The organism is Xanthomonas sp. NCPPB 3761 (assembly GCF_041475705.2).
In the GTDB taxonomy this organism is placed as follows: domain Bacteria; phylum Pseudomonadota; class Gammaproteobacteria; order Xanthomonadales; family Xanthomonadaceae; genus Xanthomonas; species Xanthomonas phaseoli.
The window spans coordinates 4739969-4752745 of sequence record NZ_CM191262.1 but is presented as its reverse complement, the minus strand read 5'-3'; the positions used below and the strand labels follow the sequence as shown (position 1 = coordinate 4752745).

General features: G+C 66.9%; 10 protein-coding genes and 1 other RNA gene. 5 read left to right on the top strand and 6 right to left on the bottom strand.

The annotated features are described in order from the left end of the window. Positions 1-24: 24 nt before the first annotated feature. Both ACCQ00_RS20590 and ACCQ00_RS20585 read left to right on the top strand, forming a co-directional pair. Entirely contained in the window at positions 25-1461 is a 1437-nt protein-coding gene (locus tag ACCQ00_RS20590) for an aldehyde dehydrogenase family protein (protein ID WP_039570674.1), read from the top strand. Between the two features lie 211 nt (positions 1462-1672). Continuing rightward, positions 1673-2419 carry a TetR/AcrR family transcriptional regulator gene (locus ACCQ00_RS20585; RefSeq protein WP_039570677.1) on the top strand — a complete coding sequence of 249 codons (747 nt, stop codon included), beginning with the start codon at positions 1673-1675 and terminating at the stop codon, positions 2417-2419. A 131-nt stretch (positions 2420-2550) separates the two neighbouring features. Here the strand turns inward: ACCQ00_RS20585 and ACCQ00_RS20580 are convergent, their stop codons facing one another. From ACCQ00_RS20580 to ACCQ00_RS20570, 3 genes are all read right to left on the bottom strand, one after another. After that, a complete protein-coding gene (locus ACCQ00_RS20580; protein WP_039570679.1) occupies positions 2551-3573 on the bottom strand; it encodes a Kelch repeat-containing protein in 1023 nt (340 codons plus the stop codon). 550 nt (positions 3574-4123) lie between these two features. Further along, a complete protein-coding gene (locus ACCQ00_RS20575; protein WP_039570712.1) occupies positions 4124-4633 on the bottom strand; it encodes a hypothetical protein in 510 nt (169 codons plus the stop codon). Positions 4634-4851: 218 nt separating this feature from the next. Then, positions 4852-5010 carry a DUF2256 domain-containing protein gene (locus tag ACCQ00_RS20570; protein WP_080576160.1) on the bottom strand — a complete coding sequence of 53 codons (159 nt, stop codon included), beginning with the start codon at positions 5008-5010 and terminating at the stop codon, positions 4852-4854. Between the two features lie 142 nt (positions 5011-5152). Here ACCQ00_RS20570 and ACCQ00_RS20565 point away from each other — a divergent pair. The 3 genes from ACCQ00_RS20565 (at position 5153) to ACCQ00_RS20555 (ending at position 6611) form a co-directional block, all read left to right on the top strand. Then, a non-coding RNA gene (locus tag ACCQ00_RS20565) (sX9 sRNA) lies at positions 5153-5227 on the top strand. A 159-nt stretch (positions 5228-5386) separates the two neighbouring features. Next, entirely contained in the window at positions 5387-5797 is a 411-nt protein-coding gene (locus tag ACCQ00_RS20560) for a hypothetical protein (protein ID WP_039570715.1), read from the top strand. A 424-nt stretch (positions 5798-6221) separates the two neighbouring features. Further along, a complete protein-coding gene (locus ACCQ00_RS20555; RefSeq protein ID WP_017155220.1) occupies positions 6222-6611 on the top strand; it encodes a bleomycin resistance protein in 390 nt (129 codons plus the stop codon). Between the two features lie 82 nt (positions 6612-6693). On the opposite strand, the gene ACCQ00_RS20550 is transcribed toward ACCQ00_RS20555, so the two are convergent. The 3 genes from ACCQ00_RS20550 to ACCQ00_RS20540 all read right to left on the bottom strand — a co-directional run bounded on the left by ACCQ00_RS20550 (position 6694) and on the right by ACCQ00_RS20540 (position 12775). Then, positions 6694-8166, bottom strand: a complete 1473-nt coding sequence (locus ACCQ00_RS20550) for a mannitol dehydrogenase family protein (RefSeq protein ID WP_039583760.1) — start codon at positions 8164-8166, stop codon at positions 6694-6696. A gap of 221 nt (positions 8167-8387) precedes the next feature. Beyond that, a complete protein-coding gene (locus ACCQ00_RS20545) occupies positions 8388-11096 on the bottom strand; it encodes a glycoside hydrolase family 3 protein (RefSeq protein WP_039570685.1) in 2709 nt (902 codons plus the stop codon). A 2-nt stretch (positions 11097-11098) separates the two neighbouring features. Beyond that, on the bottom strand, positions 11099-12775 hold the full coding sequence (locus ACCQ00_RS20540; protein WP_372354018.1) for a glycoside hydrolase family 43 protein: 1677 nt from the start codon (positions 12773-12775) through the stop codon (positions 11099-11101). Positions 12776-12777 lie beyond the last annotated feature (2 nt).

Sequence of the window (12777 nt, the reverse complement as noted above, 5' to 3'; positions counted from 1 at the left end):
GCGTGCAGCGGGGGCGTATGCGTCATGCACGCTGACCTGGACGCGTCCGCCGAGGACATCGCGGCAGTCTTCGCCGCCCAGCAGCCGGTGGCCGCGGCCTGGCGCAGCTCCACCGCCGCACAGCGGCGCGAGCGCCTGCGCGCGTTGCGCAGCGCGCTGCTGGCACGGCGGCAGGCCCTGTATGCCGCCTTTGCCGGCGACTTCGGCAAGCCGGCGCTGGAAGTGGAGCTGAGCGAGCTGTTGCCGGTGGTCGACGAAATCGCCGCCGCCATCGCCGGGCTGCCGCGCTGGATGCGCCCGCGCAAGGTGGCGCCCACGTTGCTCACGCTGGGCACGCGCGCGCAGATCGCCTACCAGCCCAAGGGGCGCTGCCTGATCATCGGGCCGTGGAATTATCCGGTTGCCACCGTGCTCGGGCCGCTGGTCTCGGCGCTGGCGGCAGGCAACACCGCCATCCTCAAGCCGTCCGAATTCACCCCGCAGGTCAACGCGGTGCTGCGCGCGCTGCTGGCCGAGGCATTCGACCCTTCCGAAGTGGCGATGGTGCAGGGTGGCGTGGCCACTGCGCAGCGCTTGCTGGCTTGCCCGTTCGACCATGTGTTCTTCACCGGCTCGCCGGCAGTGGGGCGTCAGGTCATGGCCGCCGCCGCCGCCCAGCTGGCCTCGGTGACGCTGGAGCTGGGCGGCAAATCGCCGGCCATCGTCGACCGCAGCGCCAACCTGGAACGCGCCGCGCAGGTGCTGGTGTGGGGCAAGCTGGTCAACGCCGGGCAGACCTGCATCGCGCCCGATACGCTGTTCGTGCATCGCGAGGTCCGCACGGCGCTGCTGCAGCGGTGTCGCGAACTGCTGGCGCAGCGCTACGGCAACAGTGCTGCGGCGGTGGCCGCCAGCCCCGATCTGGCGCGCATGATCCATGTCGGCCATGCGGCGCGCCTGGCGACCCTGATCGATGAAGCGCGCGCGGCCGGTGCCGAGCTGGTGGCCGGCGGCGAGCATGACGTAGCGCAGCGTTTCATCGCCCCGACGGTATTGGCCGATGTCCCGGAACACGCGCGCATCGCGCAGGAAGAAATCTTCGGCCCGGTGCTGCCGGTGGTGACCTTCGACCACATCGACACGGTGCTGGCCGGGCTCGACGCCGCCGCCAAGCCGTTGGCGCTGTACCTGTGGAGCAACGATGCCGCACAGGTCGCCCACGTGCTGGCGCGCAGCAGCTCCGGCAGCGTGGTGGTCAACCACTGCCTGCAGCAGTTCATGCACACCGGCTTGCCGTTCGGCGGCATCGGCCAGTCGGGGATCGGCAGCGCGCATGGCGTGCATGGATTCAAGGCGTTTTCGCACGAGCGTGCGGTGTTGCGCGGCGGCCGCCTGCTGACCGCGCGCGCCTTCTTTCCGCCGTATCGGGGCTGGCAGCACCGTGTGGCCACCGCATTGACCGCCTGGCTGGCCCGCCGATGACGCGTGCGGCACAGATCGCCCGCGACGCAGCGCGTATGATGTGGCCCTGGCAAACACCGGCCGTGCAGGCGCATGGCGTGGCGGTGGCATGGCGCTACTGCAGACGATGGACGCCGCCTGGCCGGCGCGATGCAGTAGCGACGCAACGGCGCAGGTGCAGTCGCGGTGGTCTGGCCGACGCATCACTCCGTGTTCGAGGAATCCCCCGCCCATGTCCACGACCAAGTCCCGTCCGCGCGCGCCGCTCAAGGCGCCCGCGCCCAGGCTGACCGGCAACAAGCTCCCGGCCCAGCATCGCGCGACCGAGACCTACGAACATATCTTGGCGGTGACCGCGCAATTGCTCGGCGATGTCGGCGTGGAACGGCTGTCCACCAATCTGGTCTGTGCGCATGCCGGACTGACGCCACCGGCGTTGTACCGCTACTTTCCCAACAAATATGCCTTGTTGTCCGAACTCGGCACGCGCCTGATGCAGCGGCAGAACGCGCTGGTGCCCAAGTGGATCACGCCGCAGGCGATGTCCGGTTCGCGCGACCAGGTGCAGCAGGCGCTGACCGGGCTGGTGCTGGACACCTACCGGGTGACCAAGGCCACCGAGGGCGGGGTCTGGATCCTGCGCGCGCTGCGTGCGGTGCCGGCCTTGCAGCAGGTGCGGCTGGACTCGCATGCGCAGGTCAGCAAGGCGCAGGTGCGCATGCTCGCCGATTTCTTTCCCGATGCAGATCCGCGCCAACTGCGTCTGGTCAGCCGCATCGTGGTGGACCTGATCTATGCGACCGTGGAGCTGCTGTTCGATGTGCGGCTGAGCAGCCGCGCGGTGGCCGAGACAGTCGGCACGATGATCGCCGGCCACGTCGAGCAGTTGCGCGATGCAACGGCCGACGTGCCAAAAGGCAGTGCTGCGGAGCATCGGCGGCGTGCGTCACAGGCGCGGCGTTCGACACGCGCCGGGTGATGGGCCGGCAGCGACCGCGTCGTCAGGTCAGGGATGGACGCACTTTCAAGGCGCATGGGTAGCTGGCGGGTTGTCATGGGACTGCCTGCAGGCGCTGGATGGCGCGGGCAGGCACGCGCCACAGGCAACGCTCAGGGCACCGGTGGCAGCACCAGCAGATCCTGCAGTTCCGGTCCGCCGCCGCGGTTGCCGCTGCCTGCGGCGATGTAGAGATCCTCGCCCACCTGTGCCGCCTGCGTGCCGTGCCTGCCGCGCGGCAAGGCCGGACCGGTGTCCCATCGCGCGGTGGCCGGGTCGTAGAACTCCACCTCGGCATGGCCGCCGACCTGGGCCGTGCTTTCGCCGCCCAACAGCATGACCCGGCCGTGATACGCGATGGCCGCCGCGCCCGCGCGCGGGGTCGGCAGCGTGGCATCGGCCACCGACCAGGTGGCCTGGCGCAGATCGTAGATATCCAGCTGCGGAATCGTTTGCGACAGCGTGTCGCCGGTGTCGTGCGAAGAGCGGCGCCCGCCGCCCGCGTAGAGCTTGCCGTCGAGCACCACGGCCTGGAAGTGGTCGCGCGCATGCGGTGCATCGGGCAGGCGCGTCCAGCGCTGGGTCCGCGTGTCGAAGGCATCCAGCCAGGGCACATAGCCGCTGTTGTGGCCGCGCGTATTGCCGCCCACCAGATACAGCACTCCGTCGTGCGCGACGGTACCGGCCGAACCGCGGCGGCGATCGGCAGGAATTTCTGCGCCCACCTGCCAGCGGTCGGTGGCCGGGTCGTAGATCAGCAGATGCGTCAACGCCGCTTCGTCGGGATAGTCGCCGGTAAACGCGCCCACCAGATAGAGCTTGCCTGCCCAGACCGCCGCCTGGGCGTGGTTGACGGCCAAGGGCGGCGCGCTGCCGCGCGACCAGCGCCGGGTGCGGGTATCGAAGATATCCAGCGGGCGTTCACCGCGACCGCCGAGCACATACAGGCGCTCGCCGATGGCGGCCATGCTGTTTTCGTGGCGTGCATGCGGCTCGCCCTGCGCCTGTACCGCGCGCCATTGCTGCTTGCTGGTTGGCCCGGCTGTTTCGAGGTCACTGGTCTGCCCGCGGGCAGGCACGCTTGCGGTCACCACGAGCAGGAACACCACGCAGAACGAAATTGCCAAGCGATGCATCGGTGTTCCTTCGGTTGCCCAGAGCCGCCAGTCTACGCACCGATCGACGCACCGCCACGGCAGGAAGCGGACGCAGCCGCGCGCATCTAGCGATCACGACAGTGCAGCGCTGCCATGGTCGGCGATGGCAGTGGTCGATCAACTGCACTGACGCAGTGCCGCCGTAGGCGCAGCGCGCTTCATCAAACGCAGCGTCTTGGCCGCATGCGAGTGACCAGATGGGCGCCGCCTCTTCACGTCCGACAGCACCGCGTATGCAAACACTACCGCTACCGCAATGACAGGAGACCTGCGTGACGCGTTCCTCGACAACTTCCCGTTCGGCGACAACGCCGCCCAAGAGCGTCGCCGCTGCAGCGGCGCGTGGGCTGCGCCTGCGCGCGCAGCACGGCCGTGGCGGTACTGCCGTTGGTGTGGCGCGTGCGCGCGACCTGTCGGCGCAAGCCTCGCTGTCTGCACAGACCATTGGACGCATGCATGCGTACTTCGCGCGACACAGCGTGGACAAGCGCGGCAAGGGCTGGGCGGATGCCAAGGCGCCATCGGCCGGCTATATCGCCTGGCTGCTCTGGGGCGGCGGTGCAGGCCAGCGCTGGGCAGCGCGTGTGTACGCGCGCCTGCACCAGGCAAGCGCGACCAAGGGCGCCAGCAGTGGCGGTGGCTCGAAAAAGACTGCTGTAAAAAAGACCGCAACCAAGCAAGCGGCGGCAAAAAAAACGGCGACCAAGACGTCGGCAAAAAAGACAGCTGCGAAAAAGACCACGCCGACCAAGCGCGCCACGAAAAAAACGGCGGCTGCAAGCGCCTCCGCCAGAAAGACTGCATCGTCCAGGGTCGCAAGCAAGGCAACCAAGAAAGCTGCAGCAAAGAGCCGCGCGGCTGAGAAGAAAGGCGCGACCAAGAACGCGCCATCAAGGCGCACTGCGGCGAAGAAGAGCACCTCCACAGCAAACGCTGCGAAAAAGCGTGCGGCCAAGCCGGCGCCCTGGAACACGTCCAGCCCGAAGGGCGCTTCGCGCTCCAAGCCACTGTCGCCATCGCAGAAGACCCAGGCACGCAAGCGCGCAAAGGCCGCGGGCCGCCCATATCCGAATCTGGTGGACAACATGGCCGTCGCCAGCAAGCGCAGCACGACCAAGCGAGCGAACAAGTCCAGCGGCACGAAAAAGCCTGCGGGAAAGAAATAGCGGTATCGGTCGCGCGCCTTTGTGCATGCTGGGATCAGAGGTGTGCGGCACATGCCCGACTTTGCATGCCGCTGGGTCTGAAGAGTGCCGACTAGACTATGGGGCGGTGACGCTTGCTGTCGCCCCGGCATCGGTCCGAGCAGTACTTCACCGCATCCCACACACGCTCCCACTTCTTGCGCCAGCGGAACGGCCGCCCGCACTGCACGCAGACCTTCTCTGGTAGATCCTGTTTTTTTCGCATCGCCATAGGCTGGGAGGAACTGGGAAATACGTCGATGAAGCGGGATGCAAGCATAGCGATCTCCAATGCAAAACGCCGTCTCGACTCGGGCGGTCAACACAACTACGGCGCAGCCGCTAGGCGGGTGCGGTGTGTGCTCGGAATCGGCATGGCCCACTCCTACACTGCGGTCTGAAGGCCTCGTCCGCACCACCGGGCGACCGCTCGCTATGTTTTGCTAGCCGCTCTTCATGCAGGCAGCTGCCCAGAGCACGGTAGTACATAGCGTGGGAAGACCGGCGCATACGCTTTGCTATAGTGCGCAGCAAGCGGTGTGGCGGCACGTCTCCGGCATCGCAAGGCGCCACGCTCACACTCTCAGACAAGGATGTTCGTGAAAGCATTGTTGCTGGTCGTGTCGGCGCTCTTGTACGTTGCCGCACTCTGCCTTCCTGCACTGCATGGCGGTGCCGAACATGTGAGCGGTGTCGTGCTGCTCATGCTCGGCTGGATCCAGGTGCTCGATGGCCAATGCGTCGCCTGGTTAGCCAACCTGTTGTTCTTCGGTGCGTGGCTCTGTTGCCTCTTCAAATCCGATAGGACGGCATTGGGCCTGCTGCTGTCGGCATGCCTGATCGGCATGGATACCTTTCGTGCCACCCGCTATCTGAAAAACGAAGCCGGGCACGAAGTGATGATCGACCGGGTAGGCGCAGCCTTCTACGTGTGGGAGCTGAGCTTTCTGGCACTGGTAATCGTGGTGCTAATGCGGCTGTCGAAGAAACCTGGCGTCAAGCGACCGAAGACGGTTTGATCCTGCAATCGCGTTCAAAGGCGAGTGTGCGAACGAATCTGCCACTCCCATTGAGCGCCCACACGTGTGGCAAGCAAGTGCAACCGCACGTTGCTCTTCGCGCTGACTGCATTGGTCATTGCCTGTATCGCTTCGAATGCGGGAACTGGCATCGCTGGTGCCAGCGTTGGACACGCTGGGTCTGGATGTAGTGGCGTCTGCGCTGGCAGGCCAGTTTGGCGTGGTGGTGTTTGGTCGGCTGCTACTGGTTGCCGCCCGGGGTACATGCGGTGGGGCGGCAAGCTGGCGCTGGCGTTGGGTTGCCTCTTCAAAAGCTGCGTTGGCCGCTATCTGCGCCTGCCGAGCTGGTAGGTCAGACACGCTGGCGGTGCAATTGCCGTCGCCGGCGTGCGATTCTAGGGCCCAGACCCGACGGAGGTTGGTCATGGACACCAGCACCAACGTAGACACGCAAACCATCCCGACCCTGCCGAGCCGTTCGATTCCGCAGACAGTAGCGTTCTATCGGCAGCTGGGCTTTGTCGGCGATGCGCATCCGCACGATGCAGGTTACGCAATCCTGCGACGTGGCGAGGTGGAACTGCACTTCTTCGCGCATCCGGATCTGGATCCGGCCGCCTGTTATGCAGGCTGCTACATCCGGGTAGGCGATGTGGATGCCGTCCATGCAGCGATGAAGCACGCCGCCTTGCCCGAGCGAGGCATTCCCCGGCTCGACCCAGTTGGCGACAAGCCCTGGGGCATGCGTGAGTTCGCCATTGTCGATGAGAGCGGTAATCTGCTGCGGATTGGCCAAGTGCTCGCGTCAGGGTGATGCATTGCATGCGCGAGGTGACGGCAATGGTCGCCCGCCTGATCGCACCCGCGCGTGCAATGAGATAGTGCGGTGCAGCGTCTTACACCTCACCCATCGACCCAAGTGCCCGTGTCACTTCCGTCGGGGTGGCCGTACCGAGCGCGGCATAAGCCGCCTGCAAGGACGCACAAAAGCGCGCGTCTGCAGACAGTGATCCGAACACCGCCTCCAGTGTCAGGAAGGTAGCGACATCATGACCGGCATCGCCAGTGGCGTTGCGTCCAAGCGCGCTGAGCGCATCGTGCATTGGGTCGGTCAGCGGGACGCCTTTGTGCGCCTGCCTGCGGACGAAGTGCAGCCACGCCGCAACGGCCAGGCATAGGCGCTGGATCGGTTGGCCGGTAGCGAGTGCATCGCCGATCGTGCCGAGCAGTCGCACCGGGATTTTCTGCGAGCCATCCCAGGCAATCTGCGCGAGCAGGTGACCGATGGCAGGATTGCGAAAACGGGCCAGGATGGCGTCGCTGTAGCGTTGCGCATCGAAGCCCTGCATGGCCTGCAGGGTGGGCGCGATCTCCGCGCGCATCAAGGTTTCCGCGTACGCGGCAAGTTCGCGGTGACGCATGGCCTCGGCCACGGTTTCCAGGTCCAGCAGGCTGCCGAGATACGCCAGCGCCGAGTGCGGCGCGTTCAGCAGACGCAGCTTGGCGCGCGCGTAGCCGGCGATGTCTTCGCTCAGGGTGACGCCTACGCGCTCGAATGGGGGGCGCCCATTGCAGAAGCGGTCTTCGATCACCCACTGGCTGTAGCGCTCGCGCTGGATCGGCCAGGCATCGTGCACGCCAAGCTGATCATGTACGCGCGTGCGCAGCGCGTCATCGGTGGCAGGCGTGATGCTGTCGACCATCGAGCGCGGGAAGGCTGCGTGCTGCGTGATCCATTGCGCAAGCGCCGGGTCACGCTGCGCGGCGAGCCGCACCACCGCGCGCTGCAGCAGCGTGCCGTTGTCGGTCAGGTTGTCGCAGCTCAGCGCGGTGAACGGCGCGGTACCGTCGTGCCTGCGTTGCTGCAGCCCGGCGACGAGGTAGCCGATGGCGCTGCGCGGGCGCGCGGGATGGGCGATGTCGTGCACGATGTCCGGATGCGAGAGGTCCAGCGTGTCGCCGGCCAGGCAATAGCCTTTCTCGGTGATGGTCAGCGTGACCAGGCGCACTGCCGGGTCGGCAAGGCGCGCGAGCACGGCGGCGTGTTCGTCTGCGGCGCAGAGCACCTCGCCGATGGCCCCGATGACGCGTAATTGCGGGTGTTCGTCGAGCAGGGCGAGGGTGTACAGACCATCCTGTGGGCGCAAGGCATCGCGCACCTGCGGGCGATGCAGCGAAACGGCGCTGATGGCCCAGCTGGGGTCTTCGGCAAGCAGCTCATCGATGTAGACGGCCTGGTGAGCACGGTGGAAGGCACCTGCGCCCAGATGCACGATGCCGATGGTGGGGCTTGCCGGGTCATAGCTGGGCCTTGAAACCACCGGCGGCAGGGTGGCCAGGGTGTCGAGCGAAAGACGTGGTGCTTGCATCGTGTCGCCTGCGAGGTAGGGGTGTTTGGAGGGGCTGCGCCGAACCATCGCCCTGACCCGCCCCGCGCCCCGGCCCGCGTCGTGCGACGAGGGCGCTCCAAGGCACGCGCGCCCAGGCGCGCAAGCGGTGCCTCTTCACCCCGGGAGGAGAGCGGCTTTCGGGCAATCGCGGCCGAAGGAATTGTCGATCCACGGCCGCATGGCGAGCGTGTCGGCGGCTGTTACTTGTCGGTCACGGTAAAGCGCTGCCTGGCGCGGATATCTGCACTGGAGGCACCGATCTGCACTTCATAGGCGCCCGGGTCCACCGCATACGCCTTGCGTTGCGCGTCGTAGATGCGCAGCGCGTTGTTTGCGTTGAAGGTGAAGTGCAATTCGCGCTGCTCGCCCGGTTGCAGGGCGATCCGTTGGAATCCATGCAATTCCTTGCCGGCACGTTCGCGTTGCGGGGCGAGCGGATGCAGATACAGCTGCACCACCTCGTCGCCCGCGCGTTGGCCGGTGTTCTTGACCGTGACGGTGGCAGTGAGCGCGCCATCGGCTGCGATGGTGGTGCGGTCCAGGCGCAGACCGGAATAGGCGAACTGCGTGTACGAAAGGCCGTGGCCGAACGGATACAGCGGCGTGCCGCCGAAGTAGCGGTAGGTGCGGCCGCGCATGGCGTAGTCGTCGAACGCCGGCAGGGTTTCGCTTTGCTTGTAGAACGTCACCGGCAACCGGCCGCCCGGATTGGCATCGCCGAACAAGACGTCGGCCACTGCCGTGCCGCCGCGCTGGCCCGGATACCAGGCCAACAGGATCGCCGGCAGGTGCTGCTGCGCCCAATCGATGGCCAGCGCCGAGCCGGTGGTCAGCACCGCCACCACAGGCTTGCCGGTGGCTTGCAAGGCTTCGAGCAGGTCGCGCTGCGGTTTGGGCAGGCGCAGGTCGGTACGGTCGCCGCCGGCAAATCCGGGGTAGTTCACCTTCATCTCTTCGCCCTCGACATCGCCGGTCAGGCCGCCGACGAAAACCACCACGTCGGCGCTGCGTGCCACGTCCAGCGCCTCCTGCAAGGGCGGCTTGGCGCCGGGTTGCCGCCAGGCCAGGCGCACGGCGGCATCGCGCTCGGCTTCGAAGTATTCCAGACGCACCTCGTAGGCACGGCCGGCCTGTAGCTGCACATCGACGCCATCGGCGTGCAGGCGGTCGGTGGTCGCCCAGCGGTCGATCACCGGCTTGCCGTCCAGGTAAAGGCGCACGCCGTCGTCGGCCGCCGCTTCCAGGTGGTAGGTGCCGGTGGTCGGCGGGACCAGTTGGCCGCTCCAGCGGATGCTGAAGTTGTCCGCCGGCACCGCTTCGCCCGGGCCGGCTTCGCCACGCGCCAGCAGGTTGTCGGTCGGCGAGCCGCGGTCCCATTTGAAGCCGATTTGCGCATCCACGCGCACCAGGGCCGGCTTACCGGACAAGTCGCGATTGCGGAAATACTCGCCACGCAAACCGCGCTCGGGCGAGGTGGCCGACGGCCGCAGGTATTGCGGCTCGATCAGCGGCGTGGCGGCCGGATCGTCGCGCCCCTCGACCAGGTCGGCGCCGCGCGCGTACAGCACCTGCGCATTCGGGGCCGCGGCTCGGATGCCTTGCAGCACGGTGACCGGCGCGGCCGGCGTGCCGTAGTAATTGCCGAGCAGCGCCATGGTGTCGTCGGCGGTGGGGCCGATCACCGCGATGCGCTTGAGCTTGGCGCGCGACAACGGCAGCAGGCCATCGTTCTTCAGCAGCACCAACGATTCGCGCGCGGTGCGGCGTGCCAGCGCATCGTGCGCCGGCGATTGGTTCACCGAGGCGGGAATCTTCGACCACGGCAACTGCCCGGGCGGATCGAACATGCCAAGGCGCATGCGCGCGGTCATCAAGGTCGTCAACGCGGTGTCGATCTGCGCTTGGTCGATCAGGCCCTGGCGGACCGCCGCCGGCAGGGTGGAATACTCCTCCCCGCATTCCAGTTCGGTGCCGTGCTTGACCGCCAGCGCGGCGGCCTGTTCGCGGGTGGCGACGATCTTGTGGTGCTTCCAGATATCCACGATCGCCCAGCAATCGGACACCACGTAGCCCTTGAAGCCCCATTGCTGGCGCAGCACATCCTGCAGCAGGAACTTGCTGGCGCTGGCCGACTCGCCATACACGCGGTTGTAGGCGCCCATCACCGCATCCACCTTGCCGTCCTTGACCAGCGCCTCGAACGCCGGCAGGTAGGTCTCGTACAGGTCGCGCTGCGACGGACGCGCATCGAAGTGGTGACGATCGGCCTCCGGGCCGCTGTGCACGGCGAAATGCTTGGCGGTGGCGTCGAGCTTGCGGTAGCGCTGGCCCTGCGCGTTCTTCGGCGCATCGGCGCCTTCGCCCTGCAGGCCCTGCACGAAGGTCACGCCCATGCGCGCGGTGAGGAAGGGATCCTCGCCGTAGGTCTCCTGGCCGCGGCCCCAGCGCGGATCGCGGAAGATATTGATGTTGGGCGACCAGAACGTCAGCCCTTGATAGCGTTCGTGCTGGTTCTGGCGCAGGAATTGATGGTGCTTGGCACGCGCCTCGTCGCTGATCGCGGTGGCGACCTCGTGCATCAGCGGCAGGTCGAAGGTGGCGGCCATGCCGATCGCCTGCGGGAACACCGTCGCCCCGCCGGCGCGCGCCACGCCATGCAGCGCCTCGTTCCACCAATCGTAGGCCGGCACGCCCAGGCGCGGAATCGCCGGCGCGGCGTTCTGCATCTGCGCGGCCTTTTCTTCCAGTGTCATGCGCGACACCAGATCGGCCGCGCGCGCCTCGAAAGAACGCTGCGTGTCCAGATACGGTGGCGGCGTGGCGGCCTGGGCAGCGCCTGCAGCGCACCCCACTGCGAGCAGGACACCGTGCGCGAGCGAACGAAGCGGGGCGGGCGGATGCGAAGGCATGGTCAGTCCTGTTGAGGGCGGTCGGGGTGCGATTGGGCGAACGGCCCGATCGTGCTGCCGACGAAGCCGCCGGCCTGTGCGGTGCTGAGAAAGCTGGCGTCGTCGTTGCGGCGTAGCGATTGCCAGCCGCGGCCATCGGCATCGAAGGCGAAGCTGTAGGCACCGAAATCGCCGCTGATTTGCAGCCGCAGCTGCGCAGTGGCCGGGATGCGGGTCTGCGCCAGCGTGGTGGTGACCGCGCCATCGCGCTTGTCCAAAAACACCTGTACGGCGTTGCCATCGCGACGAATGCCGAGTGCGTACCACGCGGTGGAATTCTGAAATGCGGCCAAGCCTGCACTGATGCCTGCCTGGGCCGGCACCTCCAGTGCGGTGCTGGCGGTGAAATGCTGATGTTGCTGGCGGCGTGCGAGAAACGCGGGCGTGCCGCTACCGTCCAGCCCTTGTGCGTTGGCGTGCAGCGTCAACCAGCCTGCCCGCGTACGCAGGTCGGCCACATCCTGCTTTGGCACGCGCACGGTCAGCCATTCGCGCTGCAACGTGGCCTGATCGAAGTCGTCGTGCCAGAAGAAGTTGCCCGACAACGGCGCCTGCGTGGCACCTGCCTTCATGCCAGTGGGCGCCTTGGCGATGTAGGGGATTGGCTGCCCGGCCGGCAGGATCGAGGGCCAGCCATCGCGCCACTGCACCGGCAGCAAAAACGTTTCGCGCCCGGTGTTGTAGCGATCGCCCGCGTAGGGGCGGCTTGCGAGAAACACCGCCCACCACTGCCCGTCGGGCGTATCCACCAGATCCACGTGGCCGGCATTGCTGATCGGGTGCGCGCGCTCGGCCGGCAGATCGCGTTGGGTCAGGACGGGGTTGTTCGGTGCGGGGACATACGGCCCCCATACGTTGCGGCTGCGCAACACCACCTGCGAATGCTGCGGCCCGGTGCCGCCCTCGGCACACGAGAGGTAGTACCACCCGTCGCGTTGATACAGGTGCGGGCCTTCGATCCAGATCGGCTTGCTGGCCAGATCCACGCCGCCATTGAGCAGCACCTTGCGCGGACCGACCGGCGCATTCTTTGCGATATCGAAACGCTGCATCCAGATCGCACGATGCCCCTCGTACAACGGCGTGCCCTCCGGCGGGCCGTTGTTGAGCAGGTACGCGCTGCCATCGGTATCGAAGAACAGGGACGGGTCGATGCCGTCGATGCTGGGCAACCAGGTCAGTGCCGACCATGGGCCCGCCGGATGGCTGGCACTGGCGATGAAATTGCCGCCGCTGTCCACCGAGGTGCCCACCACGTAGAAGCCCCCGTCGTGATGGCGGATGCTGGCGGCATACATCCCGCGCGACATGCGCAGCCCGTCGTAATCGAGCTGCTCGCGGCGTTCGACCACGTTGCCGATCTGCGTCCAATGCACAAGATCGGTGCTCTCGAACACCGGGATCGCCGGAAAGTACGTAAACGTCGAATTGACCAGGTAATAGCGCTCGCCGACGCGGGTGATACTGGGATCGGGATAGAACCCGGCCAGCACCGGATTGCGGTAGTGCCCGGCCGGCAGCGGCGTGGCGAACACCGCATCGTCGCCGCGGTACTCGAACCAGTCGAACGCGACATCCGCAGACGTTTGCGACTGCGCCTGCGGGTTCGCAGGCGCCGCCAAGGCCACCAGCAGGGCCATAC

Coding starts and splice junctions, on each gene's coding strand:
- ACCQ00_RS20590 (WP_039570674.1), top strand. CDS start 25: ATGCACGCTGACCTGGACGCGTCCGCCGAGGACATCGCGGCAGTCTTC.
- ACCQ00_RS20585 (WP_039570677.1), top strand. CDS start 1,673: ATGTCCACGACCAAGTCCCGTCCGCGCGCGCCGCTCAAGGCGCCCGCG.
- ACCQ00_RS20580 (WP_039570679.1), bottom strand. CDS start 3,573: ATGCATCGCTTGGCAATTTCGTTCTGCGTGGTGTTCCTGCTCGTGGTG.
- ACCQ00_RS20570 (WP_080576160.1), bottom strand. CDS start 5,010: ATGGCGATGCGAAAAAAACAGGATCTACCAGAGAAGGTCTGCGTGCAG.
- ACCQ00_RS20555 (WP_017155220.1), top strand. CDS start 6,222: ATGGACACCAGCACCAACGTAGACACGCAAACCATCCCGACCCTGCCG.
- ACCQ00_RS20550 (WP_039583760.1), bottom strand. CDS start 8,166: ATGCAAGCACCACGTCTTTCGCTCGACACCCTGGCCACCCTGCCGCCG.
- ACCQ00_RS20545 (WP_039570685.1), bottom strand. CDS start 11,096: ATGCCTTCGCATCCGCCCGCCCCGCTTCGTTCGCTCGCGCACGGTGTC.
- ACCQ00_RS20540 (WP_372354018.1), bottom strand. CDS start 12,775: ATGGCCCTGCTGGTGGCCTTGGCGGCGCCTGCGAACCCGCAGGCGCAG.